Here is a 23,837-nt window from a genome sequence, read left to right as displayed (position 1 = left end):
TCTGTTCACTATTTAAGCATTTTGAAAAGAAGCCATGTTTCAGTTATGTCTTTTAAAAGAATTGCTGGTTTATTAACTGTCTATATTATTTGTTAACAGTTATTATTTTTTACCCAACATAATTAAAAGTGATGTGTAGCAAACATTCCTGGTTCTCAAAAAAGGAAATTAAGCCCTTATTTACTGCACCCTAAGGTTCGGGAATATTAAAAATTCCCTAAATTATTCCCTGCGGGCTCTATTTTGATTATGTCCCGCACCCTCAGCCGTTCATGTATCATTCCTGTTCGGAAGTGAGTTCTGCAGTTATTTTTCCTTTCCTGATTCATGTGTAAAAAAATTTTCGATGTACGAAGAATTCAAAAATAATTAACCCCTTGAAGAGTCCTCGTTCTTCTTCTCGGTAGTTGCGAACTTCATGATAAATTCAGTTCCCGAACCCTTTTTCAATTCAAGTTCGCCATCCAGCTGGTCTACAAGGGCGGTTATCAACTGGATGCCAAGAGTATCGGAGTTTTCCAGGTTAAAGCCTTCGGGCATGCCCACCCCGTTGTCCGAAACTGCTAATACAAAATTGGTATGCTCATAACCCTCTTCTTTGCTTCCTGGCCTGCTTTTTCCAAATTCTCCGTTCCTTTTCCTGCTCAGTTTTATTTGAATAACTCCTTTGTCTTTGCCCCGGAATGCGTACTTGAGGGAGTTTGAAACAAGTTCGTTCACAATTAATCCCAGCGGGACGGCAGTATCCATATCAAAGAAAATGTTTTCTTCCATGTCCATATTTAAACTGATATCGACATTTCCAAGGGTGTAGGTCTGGAAAAGGTTTTCGACAAGCCTCTGGAGGTACGGCGAAAAATTCAATGTATCGTTTCCCCTGCCTTCGTGCAGCTCCTCATGGATCAGGGCAATGGATATTACTCTGTCCTGGCTTTCCCTGAAAGCTTTCAGGACTTCCGAATCCTCGACATATTCTCTGCCTCCGAACTTTTCAGCCTGGAGGTCAAGCAGGGAAGAAATTACCTGCAGGTTGTTCTTGATCCTGTGGTGAATCTCCTTTTTGCGGGCGATTTCGATGTTTGCAAGGGCTTTCTCTGTCTGTTTCCTTTCCGTAATATCTTTAATTACCCCGAGAATTCTGTTTACATTACCTTTTTTGTCTCTCAGGCAGACCCGGTTATCCTCAAGATAAATATATTCTTCATTCTTTTTTCTAAAACGGTATTCTGTCCTGTAAGCACCTCTGTCAGATCCCGAGTATTTTTTCTGACTTTCCTGAAATTTATTCAGGTCCTCCGGATGAACACGGGAAGTCCAGAAATTCAGGTTAACGCCTCTCAATTCATCAGGAGTAAAGCCTGTAAGCTCTTCGGTATTACCTGCCAGGCCAGCAATGTCTGCCTCAATATCATAATCGTATACAAGCTGTCCTGTCTGTTCGGTTATTATGCGGTATCTCTCTTCACTTAACTCAAGAGCTTTTTCAGTCTTTTTGCGCTCCGTAATGTCCTGAACTATCCCCTTTAATCGAACAGGGATATTCTGCTTATTCAAAATAACTTCGGATTGCTTATGGATCGTGCGTTCTTCCCCGTTAGCCAGGATAATCCTGTGGTCAATGCTGAAAGTTTTTCCATTTATAGCCTTCTTAATGGCATCAACCACATAGTCTCGGTCGTCGGGATGTACATAACTTAAATATTCATTGTAAGATGGTGCTAATTCTTGAGGAGTCCGTTCAAAAATCCGATAAATTTCATCAGACCAGTGTGCTTCATCAGTTACAATATCCCATTCCCACTTCCCGATATGAGCCATTCTTTGAGCTTCAGCAAGCCCTTTTTCGCTTTCTTTCAACGATTTATAAGCCTCTTCGAGTTCTGCTGTGCGTTCTTTAACCAGGTTTTCCAGATTGTCGAGTGTGTCTTTCAGCCTGGCTTCTGCTTCTTTTCTTTCGGTAATATCGGTAAGCATGCTCATAGAGCCGGTAAACTTACCTTCCTTATCAAAAAGAGCTTTAGAATTTACAAGGGCCCATAAAGGCAAGCCATTTTTACGCAGCAGTTTGAATTCGTGGATCTCATTGATACCCTGCCGCCTCTTTTTCATATTCTCCTCGAAAATAGTCTTACCCTCTTCATCGGTAAAATCCCGTACGGATTTGCCAATCATTGCTTCCCGGCTGTATCCTAACATCTCTGTCATTTTTTTATTAACGTAAGTAGTCCTGGCTTCGGAGTCAAGTATCCATTCAAGTATCCATATTCCTTCATTGGCTGTCTCCATGAGGTTGCGGTACTTTTCTTCGCTCTCGCGAAGCGCCTCCTCTACTTTCTTGCGCTCAGTTATGTTAATAAATGCGCCGACGCTGCCTCGCCCACGTCCGTCTGCATCGTGAAGCGGGCTGGCTGACCCGAGAAGTCCCTTCCATTCCCCACTGGGCAACAGTACATCAATTTCCACATTGCGCACATCGATGTCCTTCAGGGCGGCCTGTTGCATGGGCAATTCATCTGCGGTCAACTCGAGACCTTTTCGGAAGAAGCGCCGTGCAGGTGTAATGTTCGCAGAGACGTTTTCTCCGACTTCGGCTTCGTAGAGCTCGTTTGCCATCCGATTGCCAGTGATATTGCGACTCAGCGGGTCGTGCCCGATCCAGATGGCAACAGGCACAGTATCCATTACTGCTGCCAGCTCTTCGGCTCGCTGGCGGGTTTGTTCTTCCAGTTGCTTACGCTCGGTAATGTCCTGGACGATACCTGCCATCCGGCGCACACTTCCGGCAGCATCCACACGGTGCCGTCCGGCTGCCCAAATCCAACGAACCGCACCATCCACACGCAGGATGCGGCATTCGAAACTCCAGTCACTATGCGTGGCCGTGGCCTTGCGGAACTTCTCATCCACCATCTCGCGGTCCTCCGGCAGCACGTGATCAAGGAACATTTCATAGGTCCACTGCGGAAGCAGTTGTTCGTAACCGAAGATACGATCGTGCTCAAGTGACCTGTGGGCGGTATGATCTACCAGGTCGAGATCCCAGGCACCGGTGTGGCTGATTTCGAGCGCGAAGCGCAACAGTTCCTCACCCTCTCTCAATGCCTTTTCAGCCCGTTTACGTTTGGTAATGTCGCGGGCAACATGCACACATCCGGTGAGCTTTCCTCCCGAATCATGTAGTGGTGAGACGCTTACTATGAAATCGCCATCCAGAGAATCTTCCCTAACTTCTTCGGTGTGCTCAAACCCGTCTATAAGCGATTGTCCGTACGGGCAAAAAGAGGGAGGCTCGTCCGTCCCGTGAATGGCACGATAACAGGTCAAACCCACACATTCTTCCGGTGTTATGCCTAATCTCGCCGCCATTGCCCTGTTCGCACGAACAATCCTGTATTCAGTGTCGAGTATGGCTATAAGATCCGGCACGGCATCAAAGGTATATTCCCAATTTTTTGTGGCTTGAAGCGCTATTTCTTCTGCCTTCTTGCGTTTGGAGCTTTCGATCTGCTCCCATTTTCCTTCCCTTTTAATCAGAGCAAACTGGTGGTTTATGACTACATCAATAATCTCGGTTGAGTTGCATTTATCGAGAGAATAAGTACACAGAGCTATTACTCTGTGGTCACCGATAATTCCGTCCACTTCTTCTTCATAATCAATGAAGTCATTCCAGTCCTTTTTTTCCAGCCAGGAGGTATTCCCTGTCAATCTCAGACCTTCATAGCTATTGGCCAGGGCCTGATTGAGTTTTTCGACCCATCCGTTCAATACTCTTTCGGAGTCGAAAACACCCTCATTTATCTCATCTATATAACAGTGAGTGTCGGGAACAATCTCGATCTGTCCTCTCTTCAGATAAGCATCAAGATCAGGGACAGCCTTTCTTAGGGCTTCTTTTGCCTCTTCTGTTTTCAGAGGCTCTGAAGTGACCCACATACAAAGTTCGTTGTTTTCCAGCCCGGCCTTGAAATAAGGGACAAGTATCTCTATCAAGTCTTCTTTTGTCCGGTAGAACTGGCAGAAGTGCGTTCCCCAGGGCACATTCCCAATAACATCAATCCCAGACTTTCTTAGATGTCCTTTCAATTACCTATCTTCTCCGGGCTTATTCCAGTACTATCCTTATTTTCAAGGGTAAGTTCTGCAAATTTATGGCTGGACTTCAAGTGCGTATCTGGCTCTTTTGTTCATGGACTTACGTAGATTTCCTTTCAGTAAAAGTAGTTTTGGATATTTTCAGAAAATACGGAAATTTTATCCGCTAGTCGAATATTTTTATCAAGAATAGGATTACAAATATTCTCCTGGCAAGTATTTTCTTAATAGAGGGCCACCGGCTTGTAAAATGTTACTAAAAGTATTAGTAATTAGCTATTTTTTTATTTTAATTTATAATTCAAGCGCAGTAAATATTAGACCTTTTTCAAAGATGGAAAAGATCTGATATTTACCGCACTGAAAGCTCCGGGGAGTTTAAATATTGCTGAAAATATCTCCTGTGAGCTCTTTTCTAAATTACGTCCCTCACTCCCGGCCACTTATGTAACATTCCTTTTCGGAAGTAAGTTCTGCAGTTATTTTTTTTCCTTCCCGGATTCGCCATATAAACAAATTTTCTATATATGTAAATTCGAAAGAAAGCCTCTCCTTAAGGAGCCTTTTACTTTCTCTCTGTTATTGGAAATCTTATGATAAAGTTGATTCGTATTCTTTAGATGGGGCTTTTTATTCATTCAATAACTATGAAGATATCTGGAACTATTTGAAGGTCAATCCTGCAATATCAAATCCAAATTCGTTTGCAAATTAAGTGTGAGGTAAATATCTGTCAAATTAGAATGGAGGAAATGATGATCTAATTTGATTATCCCATAGGAACGGGAGTTCCTATTTGCAAATATTTATATGTTTGTATATTTATTGAAATAACTGACATCCCACGAAACGGAACAAAAACAGGGGCTGGTGTAAATGTGGAATTGATAAGATTTGATAACGTAAGTTTTTTCTTTGATGGAAATACCACTATTGAAAAGTTTAATCTGAATGTCATGCAGGGAGATAAGATCCCGCTCAAAAGCATATCAGGTGGAATGATATGAACGCAATTGATGAAACAATGAGCATATACCAGATCTTAAGTGAATATCCTTTTTTACTAAAAATATTCAAACAGTATGGAATGGGGAAATTTGAAAACAGGGAAGTTCTTGAAAAACTTGGTCCTTTACTAAAATTGAAAACAGCCCTCTCAATGGTATCGGTGAATGAAGACTCTTTTATTGAGCTCCTGAATCAGGCTGTTTCGGACAGTGAAACAAAAGGAGATTTTACCCTTGCAGATTCCCCGGAACGACAAAAAGAGCTGACCCTTCTTGCCCTGTTACCCTGCGGCATGAAGATGCCCTTTTCCCGTGCATTTGATGACTTTTCAACTGAATACAGCAGACAAATTAATAATGTGCTCCATTCTCTTGTAGAAGGAAATGTCAATCATGAGCTCTCCTATTATGCCTATATCGATCTGGTTACATCGATTGACGAACTCCCGGACATAATTGTCAGTTCCGATATTAACAGCTTCTACCACAAACCCTTCCAGGAGAATTTTCTTAATAAGGAGTATTTTGTAAATCTTAATTCATCCCCCATGAACATCGATTTTGAATCAATCGGTTTTGCCGATCCCCGTGGTCAGTTTACCATGATCTCAGCAAACCTTCTTGTCCTGGTTACAATAGATGAACTCATGGATAATACCAGACCGGAATCCTGGGAAGATCTCTTAAAAGCCGAGTACCGGAACAGGGTTATTATGCGGGGACAGGATGGCTTTTTCTGTAATGGAGTACTTCTCCCGTTTTACCGGATGTACGGGATGGAAGGAATTAAAAAGCTTGCTTCGTCAGTATATACGGGACTCCATCCATCCGAGATGGTCAAAATGATAGACAGCAAAAAAGATGACGTGCCACCCATGTATATCATGCCTTACTTCTTTGCTAAGAAAATTAGAGACAGGTCCCGGATAACAATCACTATACCTTCGGAAGGGGCTATCGTAAGTCCTGTGCAGATGCTGGTTAAAAAAAGTGGAGCCGAACGGGTTAAGGAGATCACGGATTTCCTATGTGGAAAAGAGTTTGGGGAAATCTCTGCCAGAGCCTTTTTCCCGACAACGAACCCTGAAGTTGATAATAAGCTTGGAGGTATCACACTCTATTGGCTGGGCTGGGACTTCCTGATGAATACCGACATAGGACCACTTAAAGAAGAGATTGAAGAGGTTTTTAGTCAGCAGTTCAAGGAGACCGGAGGTGTCATGTGAGGCTTGTTACGGTAGCAGGTCCTCCCTCATCAGGAAAAACCAGCATCATTATCAAGACCATCGAAGAGCTCAGACAGAAGGGTTTTTCAATCGGTGTGGTAAAATTTGACTGCCTCTCGGCTCAGGATGAGGCCCTCTATTCCGCTTACAATATTCCGGTCAAAACCGGGCTCTCCGGAGGGCTCTGTCCTGACCATTTTTTCGTAAGCAATATTGAAGAAGCCCTCAGGTGGGCCAAAGAAAAGAAGTTTGATTTTCTGATTACCGAAAGTGCCGGGCTCTGCAACCGCTGTTCTCCCCATATCAGGGATGTTCTGGCAATTTGTGTTATTGATAACCTGAGTGGGGTCAACACACCTAAAAAAATCGGTCCCATGTTAAAACTTGCAGATATCGTTGTTATTACTAAAGGAGATATTGTCTCCCAGGCAGAGCGTGAGGTCTTTGCATACAGGGTCAAACAGGTTAACCCGAGGGGAATGATAATTCAGATTAATGGGGTTACAGGCCAGGGTAGTTTCTATCTTGCAAAGCTTATGGAAAAAACTTCTACAATTGAAACCCTTCAGGGAGCCACACTCCGATTCACCATGCCCGGAGCCCTATGTTCATACTGTCTCGGAGAGAGAAAAATCGGGGATGACAGGCAGATTGGTGTTTCAAAGCTGGTAAATTTCAGAGGAGAAGAATAAATTGCGGACAGATTTGCTTCACATGACGATAAATGAACTCAGGAAGATGATGCCCTGGATAGAGGATTACTTTTCGGCATTTGCAATTGATCCTGTGCAGTTTGGGAACAAAAAACTGGAAGAGCTGGGTTCGATACCTGGCGAAGATTATTTTATCGAGATGGGAAGCAGCTCTCTTGCCTTTATTGAAGGCTTCTTTCTGTTTATTGAGCAGGCCAGGGCTCTTCAACAGGGAAACGGGTCCGCAGTCGAATCCCTGACCGTGCTCCCGGGACGTAATAAGAGAGGTGAAAAAGAAGCCTTTGCGGTAGAACTAAAAAAGGGTGGGGTGACAGCAATAGTCGGCCCTACAGGGTCAGGCAAGTCACGGCTTCTGGCCGATATCGAATCTCTGGCTCAGGAGGATACCCCCACCGGCCGCAAAATCCTTGTTAATGGCCGGGCTCCGGATGACGAGGAGCGTTTCTCAACCGAGGGGCGTTTTATCGCGCAACTTTCACAGAACATGAACTTTGTTATGGATCTCAGTGTCGAGGAGTTTCTGACCATGCATGCCGAGAGCCGTATGGTCGATGAGGTCTCCCGTATCGTTCAGAAAATATATGATACCGCAAACATTCTGGCAGGAGAACCCTTCAGCAGGGCAACTCCCGTTACGGAGCTCTCGGGGGGGCAATCCCGCGCCCTGATGGTCGCAGATACCGCACTTCTCAGTCCGGCATCTGTCGTCCTGATCGATGAGATTGAGAATGCCGGAGTCGACAAGGTCAGGTCTCTGGAGCTTCTGGTAAGTAATAACAAGATCGTTTTAATCAGTACTCATGACCCTCTTCTGGCTCTGTCGGCAGATCAGAGACTGGTCATTCAAAATGGCGGGATTTCAAAACTTCTAAAAACCACAGCGGATGAGAAAAAGTACCTGGAGAGCCTCGAAAAAATAGACCGCAAACTTACTTCTCTCCGAAATCAGTTGAGAATGGGGGAAGAAATCGACCTTAGAGACCTTCTGGTGTAGCTTGATTTCATCGGGATAACGAATAGTACAAAATTTCCATATTCCTGCTGTCCGATCGCATATAAGGGAATTATCACTAATTAATATTTTTCTTGTGTAATATATATTTAGTCTGAACTTTCAGAGAACTGAGATTTTTGCCTGAATTTTCAATAAAAACAAAAATAAGAGCAATTCCCACCATTCCAAACAAAGATATATGTTTTTCTATCGGATCGGTACTTTCTATTCGATACTTTTATGGGAAACTTCATTTTTTGGTATTTTTGGCAAGCATGAAAGCCAGGGTTTGGATCTTCTTTTTGGCAAATCATAAATATTTGATGACTGTCAAATTCCTCATTCGGAACCTGGTTATCCGGGACTACTGTAAGCAGGGAAAAAAGAGTAATCAAAAATTGGCGAAACAAAGATAAAAATTTACCCTTCAATAATGCGGGGGCTGCCCAGCCAGGTCAAAGGTGACGAAGATCCGGTATCGAGGGATTTCGTGAGTTCGAATTCCACTCCTCGCACTAAGTTTATGGGATATAGGTAAGTCAAAAAAACGCAACGCGTGTAGGAAGATCATGCACAACCCCTTATTTTCAAAAAATTGCCTTAGCTAAAGAGTTTATATCCATAATAATTCTAAATAAAAAAGTCCATTTTTGTACGTTAGTGCAAAGATAATGCATAATCTGCGATTTTTAGAAAGTCACACTAGATTAAGTTAATTTCTATATTTTATTGCCTGTTTAATAAAAGCGGTTTTTTATTTCTGAGAGCATTTATGTAAACATCTGCCTTCTCAAAGGATAGTTTTCCCATGAATTCTGCAAGTTCTCCATAATCTCCATCAACATAGTTACCCCATAATAAAGGAGCTTCCAGTTCAGCTACCACACTGGCAATAGATTCATAATTTTCTTTGCAATAATCATACCAGTCTGAGAACATAACGAACTTAGCCCATCTTGCTACATCTAATTCTGAAACTTCATTTCGCTTGTATTTTTCTAAAACACTTATTACGTGTTCTTTGCAGATAATCACCGAATCGGAATAATCAGGTGAAGCAAATGAATGAACATCAATAACCCTGGATAGCTCTTCAATTGAAATTGATAAATCTCTATATTGTTCAAGCATTTCTATTTCCATTAATTTTCACTCTTCCGAAAGTTCATACTTTTCGATCTCATCAGGTAAGAACACTACAAATCTCGGATTAAAAACATCTTCAGAAAACTCAACTTCATAAGCTTCATTTGGTTTTGTAAAAGCAACAATTATAGTACCAACGTCTCCTCTCCTTTTCTAATGCCTTCTTCAGGTATGTCTTTCTTTGTTCTCACAACTTCCAGTTCTGAAAATTTCACTTTTCCACCCTTATTTCATCTTATGCCAATGTTGCAAAACTGCTTTTTGTAATCCCAATTATCGGGCTTTTGATTCGTAGAAAAACACTCCATTCCTTTCTTTAATCCTGACTTAGAAAGTGCTTTGAAATTAATATTAAAAAAAGACTTAACCATTTTCTAAGCAAAATATTCCGTAGATTCTAGTAATTGCTTAACAATAGCTACACATTCTCCCATATACTTATGTAATTGTCCATAATCGCTGGTTCTTTTTTCATAAAGGAATTCATCCCAATTACAGTTCTTGACAATAACTATTCTGAATGAGCCAGAAGTTGAAAAAGCAGGATACCAGCCAACATCAATAGTATAATGAATATCTTCAAGATCGTAATTAACTTGAAATAAATCCTCATCCAAAAATTGTTCTTCGAGACATTTTCCTGGAACAAATTTTACCGGGTTATAGATATAACTTTTTGATTTGAAATCTACGTCGTCAAACATTAGACCACCAATGCAATACAAAGAACAACAATCACTCACAATTTTGATACTTGTTGTAATCGACCTTTAGAGCTATTCCCACTGCTTCAGGCATATTATCTTCAGCTATGGATTTCTTCATTGCATCTATTTCTTCTTCCCAGTCAGGACCACTTACAGGTTCTAAATAATATATAAATTCAAGTACATTTTCTTTTTGAGGTTGAAGTTCTATTAAACGTTGGTAAACCAGAAACATTAGACTTATTGGCATATCATATCTTTTTTTATCATCTTCAATAATAGTGATTAGCAATTTTGGGTCATCATTTTCTTTCAACTTAACCTTAAAAACTTCACTAATATGTAAATAACATGGCTCCATTCTTTTAACGTCATTTCGGTCTATAAACAATGTATTTACATTGTAAAATCTAAGGAGTCCATCTCTCGCTTGTAAGATATTCATTTTATCAAAAGGCATTAATTTGATAATGTTACAAAGCTGCTTTATGTTATCCCAATTATCAGGTTTTTTGTCAGGTGAAGACCATTTCCATCCATCTTTGATCCATTTGTCACGATATTCTTCGAAATAATAGCCTTCTTCATCAAATCCATATTCAAACCCACAACATGAACATATTTCATAAGATGGAACCTCATCTATATCATAAGGTGGCTCATCCAAGCCATCATAACCACAAACAGGACAGATATTGTAAAGAGTTGTAAAATGTGATTTATGTTTTATATTCATTTTTCAATCTCCATGATGCCGTTTTTACTATTTTATAGTAAAATTTACAATTTCTTCTGATACTGTTTTTCCATTTTACTTTGAAATTTACATTTTTTACATTTTACAGTAAAAGTATACACACATTTTTACTTTTGACTTGAAACCAATGCTTCCCACTTATGTACTCTTTCCAGAACATGAGCATTAAGAGTAAATGGTTTATCACTCTTGGCGTTCTGCTTCATATAATGCAATGTGCCTTTAGAAAACCCTAGTTTCTTCCAATCAACATAAGAAATATTGAGAATCTTTTGCCTTATATCATGAAAATCAATTCTCTCAATTTCATATTCAGGCTTAACAAAGTCCAGTTTTTCTTTTTTGCTAGTGAGATAATGAGCTAACTCTCTTACCTTCAAAAAGATAACGTAACCCCAGGTGCTTTCTTTTCCCTGGTAACTTACTTTTTAATTCAGCATATTGAAAAACTCATTAACAATCTTCCTGGCTCCTGTAGGTTTAAGCCTCAGATTCTAATTTTCAGTCCTTATGAAGTCTTTATTCTCCATAGCTCCACTTTCAATCAGGCTGATAACTGTCAGATCCACAAGGAACCTGAAAGGCTCCTGAAGGTCATACGCTAAGCTGTTCTTGCTTGGTGTCATTTCATGCAAAAGCCTACCTGAGCATACAGACCTACAGAATTAATGGCTCTCAAGCATTCAGATCCAAGCAGAGAATAACCATAATCGGGCATGGCGTTTATAATATCCACAGATCTACAGGTCTTCCGTACCAGTCCATCCCGAAACAAAAACCATATTCCCCCGGAACAGCCTTTGAAACCCCATCCCAGTATTTCCGGGCTAGGTCCCTCTCTACTCCCTATATTCAGCGTTATTCTGAAAACACGATAGTTATTTATGTCATTATGTTCGTTCGAACATAACGGTAAAAGCGTTGAAAGCTAATGGTCTTGCTATGAATGCAAAACGAGCTGATTTATGAAATTATATTGCTTCTGGCCCTGACATCGTGCATAAGCATGTAACCGACAGACCAGCAGTTACACAGGATAAGTAAAACGCTCAGGAAAATCCCGATGGTAGCTGTTGATGATTTCTTATCTCCACGCCTATGGCGGGAATCCCTGGTTGTGACAAGGCTTGACTTCTGTAGTCTACAGCCGGCTCAGATTCATTCATTGAGGGTTGCATGTACACGACAATAAATTGCTTGTAGGGGCGGACTCAATATGAACAGGAAACTTAAAGTTCTTTTCATAGTCATGGTGTTGGTGGCTGCAGTCTTTTTAAGTGGCTGCACGGACAGTGATTCGGCAAAGGAAAGTGATTCAGGTTCTGACGGGATCACGGAAAAAGGAGATCCTGTTACTGATTCTGGCAGCGGATATTCCAGTACTGGCGGTTCTTCACAAACAGGTGGTCCGGACGGTGCGATAGAGATTACTGACATGGCAAAAAGGACGGTGGCAATTCCTGCCCCTGAAAACATCACGAGAGTAAGTTGTCTGCATCCTATTCCCACATATATGACATGGAGATTGGCACCGGAAAAACTGATCAGTACAGATATGGTGTTCAATGCAAACCCTCGGCTGGTACCTGAGGACGCAAATGACACTCTGAATAGCCTGCCTGTCACCGGGGTATATTTCAAAGGTATGAACCAGGAACAGATGCTGGTACTGGATCCTGATGTGATCGTATCCATGACAAAAGATCCGAACCTGTATCAGGAACAGATTGATTATGCAGCACCGGTGGTTGTTATTTCTAAAGACAATCTGACAGACTACGAGCAGTCATTCAGATTAATGGGCGAGGTACTGGGTAATGAGGGAGAAGCAAACGAACTCGCAGATTACTGGAACAATTCTATCAAAAAGGTAACGGATATTACTTCGACGATTCCGGAGGACCAGTATGTGAAAGTTTATTATGCGTCCCATGACGGCCCGCTTTCAACGGTGGGACCGCTTACAGTAATGAGTTCGATAATCGACCTGGCAGGTGGTGTCGATTTGTACGATACGAACGTTTCGCTGACTTCGGCCCAGAAGGTTGATGAGCATCTTGCTGTTAACATCGAGCAGGTCCTCCTCTGGAATCCTGATGTAATTATTACAAAGACGGAAACAGAAAAGAATGCAATTCTAAACGATACCCAGTGGCAATCCGTCAATGCGGTGAAGAACAGCCGTGTATACGCAGCTCCCCGCTGGGAATCACTGGACGGAATTCAGTCAATTATGGGTCTGATGTGGACAGCGGAGAAGCTGCATCCGGATAAAGTAACGTTTGATTTCGATAACGAGACACGTGCGTTCTATTCAGAGTTCTACCTCTACGATAACATAACGGATGAGCAAATCGCGGAGACGGTAGCATGACGGATCAGGAAGTGTCCTGTGAAAAAATACTCCGTAAAGGCATGGATGAGCCTATCGATTACGATGAGGCTCTCTTTCTTTTTAAAGAAACTGAGAATTTTGCAAAAGCACAGGATATGTTCCGGACAGCTTTGGCAGTACGAAATAAAGAGATAGGCAGCATTTTCCGATGGAGCGGGGGAATTGCCTCGGTTCTTCCCTGCAAACTGCAGCCGCTGTGTTCATATTGCCCGTACTGGACCAAGGACACGACTCAGCCCCTGAACATTGATGAAATAAAGATTGGTGTGAAATACATTGAAGAGCAGGGACTGAAGGAATTTCACCTTAGCGGGGGCACAGACCGCCGCTCCGATGGCAGGGACATTGTTGAGATAGTCCGTGCAATCGTTCCCCTTACATCAGCCGACATAACGGTTAATGTCGGGGCTGCCATGTCAGAGGAAAGCATTCTGGAACTGAAACGGCTTGGTGTAAAACGTATCGGGGCATCCTTTGAAACTGTGAATCGTGACCTATTCCGAAAGGTCAAGGCAGGAGACAGTTTCGATGCCAAGGTGAAACTGGCGGAGATGATAAACGATGTAGGGATGGAGTTCGGTACCGGAATGCTTGCCGGGTTGACAACAGGACCTGAACGTTACAAAGATTATGTGGACTTCATGTTCTTTGTCCGCCAGTTCAGGAACCTGAAAAGTGTGTATGTGAGTCGCTTCTTCCCGGTGAGGGGAACACCCATGGAGGAACACCCGCGCTGCTCGACAATGGAAGGTTCCCGCATTATCGCAATCATGCGTCTGGTTCTGAGGGATATCGACATCGGACCAGCGGCGGGATGGAGCTATGATGACATTCCCATGTGGGTCATGGCTGGCGGAGGCAACCGCATTGGCGGTGTGCATATCAATCGTGTGCCGGGCTACAGGAACAACTGGTACCTGCACTCAGCATTGGAATATCGCGATCGTATGGAATATCGTAATACTATCGCTACTGCTTCGAAGCTTCTCAAAGAATCAGGTATTGAAAGAGTCATTTTTTGAGTGATGGCTGTAGCTCCGCATGAACTTCAGGACCTGCCTGAATACAAAGCGGGAAGTATCGAGGAGATGATGCAGATGCCCTGTATTGAAACAACCACTGAACCTAAGGTTTCTGTTTTCAGGGCTATTCTTAGGGTATGTTAATCGTGAAACGAGTAGAAATAGCCGGGCAGGAGAATGCGCATAACTCCAATGACGTTACTTTTAGTAGCAAGGCTAAACACAGGTTATATCCGGGTAAAGCATCGATAAACTTTATTTTGTTCCTGCTGCTGATCGGTGTTCTCATCACAGCCCTCTTCATGGGCAGATACCCTATTGATCCTGTTACTGTTGTAGTCATCGTAGCTGCCGGTATCCTGGAATGGGTCGGGGATACGATAGCAATCATTACCGGTGTAAAGATAGCTTTCTTCTGGTCGATACCTCATACCTGGTCCGCAGTCATGGACACGGTCGTCTGGGATGTGAGATTACCAAGGGCAGTCGCTGTCATCCTCGCAGGGTCCGGGCTTGCGGTTTCAGGTGCCACATATCAGGGTGTCTTCCGCAATCCGCTGGTTTCCGAGTCCATTCTGGGCATATCTGCAGGTGCAGGGGTAGGTGCGGCTCTGGCGATACTGATGGATCAGGGGACCGGTGTAATACAATTGTCAGCCTTCGCTTTCGGACTGCTTGCAGTGGGTATGACCTTTACGATAAGTCGTGTCTATCGCAGCAATCCTACATTGGTGCTCGTGCTGGCAGGAATTATTGTCGGCGGCCTGTTCTCTGCGATGATTTCGCTGCTGAAATTTGTGGCCGATCCTTATAGCAAGCTTCCTGATATCGTCTTCTGGCTTATGGGTTCCTTCGCCAAAGCTTCCAAAACTAATTTTATTCTGGTCATACCGGTCATTTTCATTGCCATGCTGGTAATTGTCCTGCTGCGATGGCATCTTAATGTTATTTCCATGGGGGATGAAGAGGCCAGATCACTGGGAATAGATACCAGACGTCTCCTTCCGGTGGTTATTGTCTGTTCTACTCTACTGACCGCTGCAGCTGTCTGCATCGGAGGGGTAATCGGCTGGGTGGGGCTGATAATACCTCACATTTCCAGAATGTTAGTCGGTCCTGATCATAGGGACATGATAATAGCATCCATATTGTTAGGAGGTTCCTATCTGCTGGCAGTCGATACGGTATGCAGGACACTGACGTCTGTAGAAATACCCATCAGCATAGTCACTTCGTTTCTGGGTGCTCCGATATTTCTATATTTGTTATATAGAGCTAAAAAGACGTGGTCGTGATGTGTGCAAGACTTGAAATAAAAAATGCTACCTTTTCCTATGATGGAAAAAGGAATATCTTTGAGGATCTCTCCTTCTCGGTAGACTCAGGGGATGTGTTTTGTATTCTCGGGCCCAACGGCACAGGCAAATCTACTCTGCTTCGCTGCCTCTGTAACCTGTATCCGCTGAATGCAGGAAATATCTGTATCGATGGAAAGGACATTTCATCGTATGCGCCAAAAAAGCTGGCAAAGAAAATAGGTTTCATTCCTCAGATCCATACTCCTACCTTTCCATATTCCGTACTGCAGGTTGTCATGATGGGGCGAACCCCTCACCTGAATACATTTGCTTCTCCCTCACACAGAGATAGAGAAATTGCGCTTGAAGCCCTCAGGACAGTGAATATCGAACATATCTGGGACAAGCCATACACAGAACTCAGTGGCGGACAAATGCAACTTGTGCTTATGGCCCGTGTGCTTGCCCAGGAGCCTGAGATTCTCCTGCTTGATGAGCCGACTTCTCATCTGGACGTAGGCAACCAGATTTACACAATAAAAATGATAAGAAAACTATCCAAAAAGGGATTAGCACTGGTAATGACCTCACATTTCCCGGACCATACGTTTCTTTCATCCAGCAAAGTTGGTATCATGAAAGATCGGAAGTTTCTGGCAATGGGTCCAGTTGAAGCCGTGGTTACTGAAGAAAACCTTCAGGACGCCTACGGAGTACCGATCAAGATTGTCCGCATAGATGGTGAGATTAAACGCAAAATTGCTGTGCCAGTAGTCAAGGATTAAACACTCCGTTCGAAAAAAGAGTTATATTTTTCCGGCAAAAGAAATAAAGAACAATTAACAATTATCAAAATAATGTACAGTAAATATCGCCCCTGCTATCGATGGAAAGAGCCGATATTCACTGCACTCTAAGGTCAGGAATTTAAAAACTGCTGTAAATTATTCTCTGCTGTTTCTTTTCCGATTACGTCCCGCACTCCCAGCCGCTCATGTAGCATTCCTGCTTGGAAGTGAGTTCGTCAATGCTTATGCCCATCGATTCAAGCTTCAGTTTTGCCACATAGGTATCAAGTCCTCTGGGGACGCTGTGGACTCCGTTCAAAAGGGTGTTTTCGGCAATGTAGCGCACGCAAAGGGCCTGGTTTGCAAAACTCATGTCCATAACTTCGGCAGGGTGTCCGTCGCCTGCAGCCAGGTTTACGAGTCTGCCTTCGGCTATGACGTTAATGCGCCTGTCGCCGATATCATACTCTTTGATATTGTGCCTGACAGTCCTGACGGATTTTGCAAGAGAGGCAAGAGCTTCCATATCGATTTCCACATTGAAATGTCCCGAGTTTGCAAGGACTGCCCCGTCCGGCATGACCTTGAAGTGTTCGGCGGTGAGGATATCACGGTTTCCTGTGGTTGTTACGAAGATCTCTCCTATCCTTGCGGCATCTGCCATTCTCATGACCCTATACCCGTCCATCCTCGCTTCAAGGGCGCGGATGGGGTCTACTTCGGTGACGATTACACTTGCGCCCAGGCCTGCAGCCCGCATCGCAACCCCGCGCCCGCACCAGCCGTAGCCTCCAACAACAACGTTTTTGCCTGCTACAAGGAGGTTTGTGGTCCGGTTAATCCCGTCCCAGGCTGACTGGCCTGTCCCGTAGCGGTTGTCAAAAAGATATTTGGTCATGGCATCGTTTACCGCAATTACCGGCATCTTGAGGGCGCCGTCCTTTTCCATGGCATGAAGCCTGTGAACCCCTGTGGTGGTCTCCTCGCAGCCTCCGAGGATTTTCGGGAGCAGGTCTGTCCTTTCTTTGTGGAGTTTGAATATAAGGTCTGCCCCGTCATCGATTGTGATGTCAGGTTCTATGTCAAGGACTTTATCTATTGCTTCATAGTACTCGCTGGTACAGCACCCGTATCTTGCAAAACAGCTGATATTTTTCCGCGTATCGAGAGCTTTTGCCACGTCGTCCTGTGTGCTCAAGGGGTTGCAGCCCGAAATAGCTACCTGTGCGCCGCCTGCAGCCAGAGTCTCGACAAGGACTGCGGTCTTTGCTTCCACATGAAGGGCCATTCCTACTTTAAGCCCTTTCAGGGGTTTTTCTTTCTCGAACTTCTCCCTGATGATCGCAATTACCGGCATATGATTTCTTGCCCATTCCATTTTCATGTTTCCGGATTCTATAAGTTCTTCTTCGGTCATGATGATCCCGTCATATCAGATAAATGCTTGAATTCTCAGATAAACGCTTGAACTTAACGACTAATAAGCTTGGATTCTCAGTAAACGCCTGAATTAAGTGATTAACAAGGTTAATACTTTGCTTTCTCGAAACCTCACATTGAGTTTACTCAAACTGAACTCTGCTTGCCGGCAGATTGAAGCAAACCTGTGCTTATGTTTGGTTTTCAGGTATTTATTATTCCTGTATGATAATACATCATACGTTACACGGCACGGCCCCGGGGGTTTCAGGCGTTTGCCCTTGCTACAAGCTCTTCGGCAGCCTTTTTGGCTTCTTCGATGACTTTTTCCTCGTCCAGCGCAAGTACCCTGTAATTGTCCATAAGGACTTTTCCGTCCACGATTGTTGTCCTGACATCGCACCCCTTTGCAGAATAGACCAGATGGGACGGGACATCGAAGCAGGGTGTGAGGTGCGGTTTTTTCATGTCCACTATAATTACATCTGCTTTCTTTCCAACCTTCAACATTCCGGTTTCCGTACCAAGGGCTTTTGCCCCGTTAACGGTTGCCATCTCAAGGACCTGGCGAGCCGGAAGGGCAGTCGGGTTGCCTGTGCTTACCTTATGCAGGAGGGCAGCGGTCTTCATTTCTTCAAACAGGTCAAGGTTGTTGTTTGAGGCGCAGCCGTCAGTGCCAAGGGTGACATTCACTCCCCTTTCCAGCATCCTGTATACCGGAGCAATTCCGGATGCCAGTTTCATATTACTTATGGGGTTGTGGGATACGTTAACTCCCCTTTTCCTTAATATCTCTATATCTCCGTCCGAAAGCCACACACAGTGGGCGGCAAGCACATCAGGGCCGAAAAAACCTATGTCTTCAAGCAGGTGTACGGAACATTTCCCGTACCTTTCTTTCATCTCATTCAGCTCGGCTTCGGTTTCCAGGACGTGGATATGGAGGCCTGCTCCGTCCCTGCGGGCTTCTTCCTTTACCTTTGTAAGGAATTCCTCCGAGCAGGTGTTAGGAGCATGGGGACCGTACATGGTTTTTATCCTGCCGTCCGCCGCTCCCTGCCAGGCCCGGACAAAGCGTTTTCCTTCCTTAAGGTCAGCTTCCCCTTTTTCTTCGTTCCAGAGCTCAATTAAGCCGTGGGAAAGGGAAGCCCGAAGTCCGGATTCCTCTACAGCCTTTGCTGTTTCGTCCATATAAAAATACATATCTGCAAAGGACGTTGTTCCGGATTTGATCATTTCCAGGCATGCGAGCAGGCTGCCCTTATATACATCTTCGGCCTTCAACTGGGTTTCGGCCGGCCAGATGTGATTCTCAAGCCATTCCGCAAGCTGGAGGTCGTCGGCATAACCCCGGAAAAGGGTCATTGCTGCATGGGTATGCGTGTTTGCAAGCCCCGGCATTACTACCGAACCCTTTGCATCGATCACGGTGTCGGCATTTTCTTTTGTATTCTCCCCGATCTCCGTGATCTTTCCGTCTTCGATAACAACGGTCCCGTTTTTAAGGTCTCCGGCATCGGGGTCCATCGTTAAAACGTAGGCATTTTTTATGATTATGTCAGCCATATGATCATATCCGTCAGTTTGAACTGCAACTTTATTTGACTGCAATTTTATCGGACTTCAACTTTGTTTAATTCAACTTGTTAGGTGCAACTTTGTTTGTTACATCCTTATTGAACCGCAATTTTTCAGATGCAACTTTATCGGCTACAACCTATTGAACTGCAACTTATCACGTAATGGACTCAAGTTTAAGATGTTATCCTAAAAAAAGTTGTCCTGAGAATTATCCCGAATTTCCTTGAATTCTCCTAAATTCTCCTGAATTTTCCTTTACTTTTCATAAAGTACGAGTCTTTATAAAGTGTGAATCTTTATAAACTGTTTCAGGCTGGTAAGGTGTGGAATTTTTAGGAGCTTGGTTTCAGGATCTCAGAAAAAATCCGGTTTTTGGAGCTTTGTTGGGAACATCAGGTTTTTCTCCTCCAAATCTTTAGCCTAAGTTTTTCTGCCCCATATTCTTAAAATTAGCTACCTGATAGGTTTTTTACTTACAGGTTTTTACTTACAGGTTTTTTATTTGCCGGCTCCGGTTTCCAGGTTCAGAGCTTCAAGGTAGAGGCGCATTATCTTCAGCCTTTCTTCTGCAATCCTCTTTGCCGTAGCGGTATTTAACTTATCGGGGATGGTGAAGGGCTTGTAGTGCATGTATTCGTTAAAGCCTTCGACAGGGTCCCTGACATAGACAGTCTTTTTTGAGCTGCCCTTATCAAGTCCTGTTGTGTGCTTCAGCATTCTGAGAGCCCCCATCGAAAGGATGGACCTGAAAATTCCGATTGCGCCCAGGGCATCAAGCCTATCGGCGTCCTGGAGGATCCTGGCTTCTATTGTTTCCGGGCTTTTTCCCCCGCTGAACCTGTGAGTCAGGATGCAATATGCCACAGCTTCGACAGTCTTTTTTTCAACGCCTGCCCTTCCCAGGAATTCGGTAGCTATTTCCGCACTGTAGATGGCATGGTCTCCCCCTTCTTCATGCTCTTTGATTACCCCTACGTCATGCAGAAGAGCTGCAAGCTGGAGAATGAAAAGGTCTCCTCCTTCTTCTTTCTGGATCTCCCTGCAGAGGGCTTCCACACGGGTTATGTGGGACATATCGTGGGAACTGGGCTCCCCTTCATGAAAAGTAGCCGCAAATTCCCTTGTTTTTTCTATAAGATCCATGTAAGTATCCTGCTTTCAGGTGAGTATCTTGTTTTCAGGTAAGTATCCTGCTTTCAGTATTCTATTTCTGCGGTCAGGGTCTTGAGGTGTTCCTGAATTTCGGAAATAGCTCCGGAAAGGGCTTTTTTGTTCTCGTAAGTGGTTATCAGCTTCACAAGTTCTTCTTTCCTCTCCTTTTTCATTTCCCGCGCGAGTTTTGTCATGTTTTCAAGAGCTCTTGTAAGGTTGTCCACAATTGATATCGTGGCGGTCCTGGAGGTCCGTGAAAGAGGGTTCAGGTCAATTGTTATGACGGTCTTTCCCATCTCTACAAGTTTCTCACAGCGGTCTCCGTCCTCCAGGGGGACGAGCACAACATCTGCCGTATAGATTCCCCTGCTTTCCACAAGCCGTCGGTCGTGGGAGAGTTCAAGGGTTGCGTCCGGGTTTTTTCCAAGCACTTCAGAAGCCCCATTAGCTTTCAGATGTTCTATTATGAGGTGTACCCGGGTTTCGGTCCTGTGGAAGAGGTTTACTTCAATCTTGGCTCCGGTAATGTCTGCCAGAGAAACTACTTTTTCGGGAGCCAGGGCTGCGACGTTCCCATTTACGGAAATAACCGGGTTTTTTGCCAGAAGCAGTGCGGCAACCGCCGCCCTTTCCGCATACAGGGCAGATTCCGTGCTACGCTCGCCTATGAGGTAATCAAAGCTCTCGCCTCTCCCCTGGGCAATAAGCCCCTGGATACTCGTAATTCCCATTTTTACCCCTGCTGCAACCTTTTCACGGGCGAGCAGGGATTCGTACCTCGGATGGTCTTGGGGTATATCGGTCATATCTGTCGCTTACCTTTTTTTATCTGATAATCGTTATCTGATAATTATTACTTAACAATTGTTATCTGGTGCTTTTCATCTGGTCCGGCTGAAAACATTCACAAAATAAAGAACTCCGCCTGAAGCTCAGTCATAAAGTAATCTCGGTACACAGGTACTGATACCGTATTCAAGGACCTGCCCGAATTCCTGAAGGGCTTCGTAGAGCGGGAATTCCTGGCTGTAGGGAGCAATTGCAAAAACCGTATCTCCAAGCATTGCCTGGGAAGCCAGTCCTCCGCTTGCATGTGCAGCCTCAATTACATCCTTTGCCGTACTGCTCATGAGGCCCGTACTGCTGGCAAAGCCTTTTGCCTGGTGCATAAAGTTTTCGAGAGTGGGTTTTTTAAGCAGTTCGGACATCGCAACTTTTCCTGCAGCGTTAATCTTTCCTGCTGTAACCTCGTCTGTCAGGATAGAATCCGTAGAAATCTCTCCGAGTGCAATACCGAAAACTCTGGCTTCGGGGGCCGGGATCCTGTCTATTCTCCCGAATTCGGGTCCTCCGGGCTGCAGCCGGATTACCACTCCACCATTGGACTGGGCAGCAATGTCCCCAAGCCCGCTGCGGTTAACGACTTCAGCTACATGGGCGTATTCGGTCAGGCTTTTTACGGTCTGGTTTAAGGAAAGCACCCTGTTCAGAGCGTAGGCAGCCCCGAGCGCTCCTGCCCCCGAAGCTCCGAACCCGCACCCGACCGGGATTTCCGCCCAGCTCTTTACTTTTACAGGCACATCGGCTAACATCTCTACCACTGTGCGGGTGGTCTTGCCTTCAACCTTCTTTCCATTGAGGAAGATCTCGGTCTTTTCGACGGATTTTCCAACCTTTACTTCGGTCGTAACTCCTCCGTTCAGAACAATTCCACAGCCGGTAGATCCCTTGCGGTGAGGGTCATTATGCTCATGAATCTGGAAAAACCCTGTGATATGCCCTGGAGCGTATGCTTTTGCTGAAAAGTCTGCCCCTTCACTCTCATATGTATACATATAAAACGCCTTTTTGTTGTTCAAGCTAATTTTCAAAGTTCATTTCTGTTTTGTAGGTATTGTGCAGGACAATTTGCAGGACCAGCCGATTGCAGGACCAGCCGATACGGCAGATCAGGCACTGTACCGGATCAGTTAGTTTGTTATCTTCCAATAAACCGGTCAGGTGCTCAGAGCCCCTGTCGTGAATTCAAAATTCCGGTAACCTCCTCAAGGATACAGGTTGCAAGTTTGCGCTTGTTTCCGCTTACATGCCTGTTTTCTCCTTTTCCTAGCAGGTAAAGCTCATTTTCTTCTGTACCCATTCCACCCTTTCCTACGTCGTTTGCTGCAATCATATCGAGTTTTGTTCCTTTTAGGGTTGCAGCTGCCCTTTTAAGGAGTTCTTCTTTCCCGACTCCTGTCTCGGCTTTGAAGCCTATGATCACCAGGTCAGGGTGCTTTTCCCTGCATTCCTTTATCAGTTTTCGAGTGGGTTTCAGTTTAAGCACAAATTCTCCTCCCGATTTGATCTTCTCGGGAGAAGGTTCGGCCGTATAATCCGCAATTGCCGCAGAACTGATCAGGACATCATACCCCTTTTCCAGTTCCGAGAGCACGGCTTCGGTCATTTCCGCAGCGCTTTCGGCAAAGACCTCTTTAATCCCTGCAAGCCCGAGCCTGTCCCTGTGCACAAGGGTCACATCAGCTCCGCTGCGGTAAGCTTCAAGGGCAAGTTCCCTGCCTGTCTTTCCGGAAGCCCGGTTGGTAAGGATACGGATAGGGTCAAGGCTTTCGGCGGTGGAGCCGCCTGTTATGAGCACTTTTCGGTTTTCAAGGCTCCGGTTCCCAAGAGCCCTTTCCACCTCGAGCACTATTTCTTCGTTTGAGGCAATTTTTGCAATGCCTTCTGCGAACTTCGGGCCCACCATGGAAATGCCCCAGCCTTTCAATTTTGCCACATTCTCGACAACTGCCGGGTGCCTGTACATGGACTCGTGCATTGCGGGGACAACCATAAGTGGAATATCGGAACCGAGGGCTGTTGTCGCAAAAGAGGTAACCGTGGTATCATCTATTCCGCATGCGATTTTTCCGATGGTATTCGCTGTTGCCGGGGCTATCAGGAGGAGGTCTGCCCTGCCCTTGAACCCGCAGAACTCCACGTGTTCCACCCTGCCTCCGAGTTCCGTAATCACAGGATTTCCGGTGGCGTAGTGCAGGGCATCAGGGTGCAGGATGTGCTGTGCAGCCTCCGTCATAACTGCATGGACCTCGGCCCCGTTCCGGATCAGTTCCCTTGCAAGTTCGACTACCCTGACCGCTCCGATACTTCCGGTAATACCCAGGACAATCGTTTTTCCGGCAAGGGAAGAACTCTTCTGTCCCTGGATCCAGAGGGTGGGGTGAATTTTTTCAGCCTTTGTCCGGGCAGGATTTTGCCTGTCCGTCCAATCCCTTAACTTTGCTCCATCCGGTCCGTTTTGACCTGAATTTTCAGGTTCCAGCCCGGAAACGTCTGGATTTTTCTGGCCAGGATTCATTTGATCCTCCTGCTTTTGAGACTCCTTCAATGGTTTTTTCATTCAGGCACCGAAATAATCGATAAGAATTATGTATGGAAATGAGCTCTCTTTTTTTAAAAAAAATCCTGAAATCACAGTGACATTAAATATGATATTCTTAAAACTTTCGAAATATAAGGACCGGTAAAATCCAATAG

General features: G+C 44.6%; 20 protein-coding genes and 2 pseudogenes. 9 read left to right on the top strand and 13 right to left on the bottom strand.

Features of this window, described 5'->3' with window-relative positions; all coding sequences use genetic code 11:
- Positions 1-369: 369 nt before the first annotated feature.
- The gene (locus ACSAZL_RS14465; RefSeq protein WP_440945333.1) at positions 370-4,086 is read right to left on the bottom strand and encodes a PAS domain S-box protein; all 3,717 of its coding nucleotides are present in this window, start codon (positions 4,084-4,086) and stop codon (positions 370-372) included.
- A 1,012-nt stretch (positions 4,087-5,098) separates the two neighbouring features.
- Here ACSAZL_RS14465 and ACSAZL_RS14460 point away from each other — a divergent pair.
- From ACSAZL_RS14460 to ACSAZL_RS14445, 4 genes and pseudogenes are all read left to right on the top strand, one after another.
- Positions 5,099-6,328 (top strand): ABC transporter substrate-binding protein, encoded by a 1,230-nt coding sequence (locus ACSAZL_RS14460; protein ID WP_440945332.1) that lies wholly within the window; start codon positions 5,099-5,101, stop codon positions 6,326-6,328.
- Positions 6,325-7,020, top strand: coding sequence for a GTP-binding protein (locus tag ACSAZL_RS14455; protein WP_440945331.1), 696 nt, complete (start codon positions 6,325-6,327; stop codon positions 7,018-7,020). The genes ACSAZL_RS14460 and ACSAZL_RS14455 overlap by 4 nt, the downstream gene beginning before the upstream one ends.
- Positions 7,021-7,042: 22 nt before the next feature.
- Entirely contained in the window at positions 7,043-8,035 is a 993-nt protein-coding gene (locus ACSAZL_RS14450; RefSeq protein ID WP_440945330.1) for an ATP-binding cassette domain-containing protein, read from the top strand.
- A gap of 137 nt (positions 8,036-8,172) precedes the next feature.
- A pseudogene (locus ACSAZL_RS14445) lies at positions 8,173-8,333 on the top strand (IS1634 family transposase); the annotation flags it as partial.
- Positions 8,334-8,761: 428 nt separating this feature from the next.
- Here ACSAZL_RS14445 and ACSAZL_RS14440 read toward each other — a convergent pair.
- The 6 genes and pseudogenes from ACSAZL_RS14440 to ACSAZL_RS14415 form a co-directional block, all read right to left on the bottom strand.
- Positions 8,762-9,178, bottom strand: coding sequence for a hypothetical protein (locus ACSAZL_RS14440; protein WP_440945329.1), 417 nt, complete (start codon positions 9,176-9,178; stop codon positions 8,762-8,764).
- 6 nt (positions 9,179-9,184) lie between these two features.
- Positions 9,185-9,307, bottom strand: coding sequence for a hypothetical protein (locus tag ACSAZL_RS14435; RefSeq protein WP_440948862.1), 123 nt, complete (start codon positions 9,305-9,307; stop codon positions 9,185-9,187).
- 248 nt (positions 9,308-9,555) lie between these two features.
- Positions 9,556-9,885 carry a hypothetical protein gene (locus ACSAZL_RS14430; RefSeq protein WP_440945328.1) on the bottom strand — a complete coding sequence of 110 codons (330 nt, stop codon included), beginning with the start codon at positions 9,883-9,885 and terminating at the stop codon, positions 9,556-9,558.
- Between the two features lie 31 nt (positions 9,886-9,916).
- Positions 9,917-10,624, bottom strand: a complete 708-nt coding sequence (locus ACSAZL_RS14425; RefSeq protein WP_440945327.1) for a hypothetical protein — start codon at positions 10,622-10,624, stop codon at positions 9,917-9,919.
- A 128-nt stretch (positions 10,625-10,752) separates the two neighbouring features.
- On the bottom strand, positions 10,753-11,025 hold the full coding sequence (locus tag ACSAZL_RS14420; RefSeq protein WP_440945326.1) for a hypothetical protein: 273 nt from the start codon (positions 11,023-11,025) through the stop codon (positions 10,753-10,755).
- A 114-nt stretch (positions 11,026-11,139) separates the two neighbouring features.
- A pseudogene (locus tag ACSAZL_RS14415) lies at positions 11,140-11,363 on the bottom strand (CRISPR-associated endonuclease Cas1).
- 498 nt (positions 11,364-11,861) lie between these two features.
- On the opposite strand from ACSAZL_RS14415, the gene ACSAZL_RS14410 reads away from it, so the two are divergent.
- Genes ACSAZL_RS14410 through ACSAZL_RS14390 form a run of 5 tightly spaced genes read left to right on the top strand, consistent with a single transcriptional unit; the run spans position 11,862 to position 16,145 of the window.
- Positions 11,862-13,019, top strand: coding sequence for an ABC transporter substrate-binding protein (locus ACSAZL_RS14410; RefSeq protein WP_440945325.1), 1,158 nt, complete (start codon positions 11,862-11,864; stop codon positions 13,017-13,019).
- Positions 13,016-14,062 (top strand): radical SAM protein, encoded by a 1,047-nt coding sequence (locus ACSAZL_RS14405; protein WP_440945324.1) that lies wholly within the window; start codon positions 13,016-13,018, stop codon positions 14,060-14,062. The genes ACSAZL_RS14410 and ACSAZL_RS14405 overlap by 4 nt, the downstream gene beginning before the upstream one ends.
- A gap of 3 nt (positions 14,063-14,065) precedes the next feature.
- A complete protein-coding gene (locus tag ACSAZL_RS14400; protein ID WP_440945323.1) occupies positions 14,066-14,206 on the top strand; it encodes a hypothetical protein in 141 nt (46 codons plus the stop codon).
- Between the two features lie 2 nt (positions 14,207-14,208).
- Positions 14,209-15,357: a FecCD family ABC transporter permease gene (locus ACSAZL_RS14395; protein ID WP_440945322.1), complete on the top strand. Its 1,149-nt coding sequence runs from the start codon at positions 14,209-14,211 to the stop codon at positions 15,355-15,357.
- On the top strand, positions 15,357-16,145 hold the full coding sequence (locus ACSAZL_RS14390; RefSeq protein WP_440948861.1) for an ABC transporter ATP-binding protein: 789 nt from the start codon (positions 15,357-15,359) through the stop codon (positions 16,143-16,145). The genes ACSAZL_RS14395 and ACSAZL_RS14390 overlap by 1 nt, the downstream gene beginning before the upstream one ends.
- A 184-nt stretch (positions 16,146-16,329) precedes the next feature.
- Here the strand turns inward: ACSAZL_RS14390 and ACSAZL_RS14385 are convergent, their stop codons facing one another.
- From ACSAZL_RS14385 to coaBC, 6 genes are all read right to left on the bottom strand, one after another.
- Positions 16,330-17,565, bottom strand: coding sequence for an adenosylhomocysteinase (locus ACSAZL_RS14385; protein WP_440945321.1), 1,236 nt, complete (start codon positions 17,563-17,565; stop codon positions 16,330-16,332).
- A gap of 269 nt (positions 17,566-17,834) precedes the next feature.
- On the bottom strand, positions 17,835-19,133 hold the full coding sequence (locus ACSAZL_RS14380) for an amidohydrolase family protein (RefSeq protein WP_440945320.1): 1,299 nt from the start codon (positions 19,131-19,133) through the stop codon (positions 17,835-17,837).
- 513 nt (positions 19,134-19,646) lie between these two features.
- On the bottom strand, positions 19,647-20,291 hold the full coding sequence (locus tag ACSAZL_RS14375; RefSeq protein WP_440945319.1) for an HD domain-containing protein: 645 nt from the start codon (positions 20,289-20,291) through the stop codon (positions 19,647-19,649).
- 53 nt (positions 20,292-20,344) lie between these two features.
- A complete protein-coding gene (locus ACSAZL_RS14370) occupies positions 20,345-21,106 on the bottom strand; it encodes a 4-phosphopantoate--beta-alanine ligase (protein ID WP_440945318.1) in 762 nt (253 codons plus the stop codon).
- Between the two features lie 126 nt (positions 21,107-21,232).
- A complete protein-coding gene (locus tag ACSAZL_RS14365; RefSeq protein WP_440945317.1) occupies positions 21,233-22,135 on the bottom strand; it encodes a pantoate kinase in 903 nt (300 codons plus the stop codon).
- A gap of 170 nt (positions 22,136-22,305) precedes the next feature.
- Positions 22,306-23,658 carry a bifunctional phosphopantothenoylcysteine decarboxylase/phosphopantothenate--cysteine ligase CoaBC gene (gene coaBC / locus ACSAZL_RS14360; protein WP_440945316.1) on the bottom strand — a complete coding sequence of 451 codons (1,353 nt, stop codon included), beginning with the start codon at positions 23,656-23,658 and terminating at the stop codon, positions 22,306-22,308.
- Between the last annotated feature and the right edge of the window lie 179 nt (positions 23,659-23,837).

The sequence above is a fragment of the Methanosarcina mangrovi genome (assembly GCF_052057765.1).
Taxonomy (GTDB): Archaea; Halobacteriota; Methanosarcinia; order Methanosarcinales; family Methanosarcinaceae; genus Methanosarcina.
This window is presented reverse-complemented; position numbering and strand designations above follow the sequence as displayed.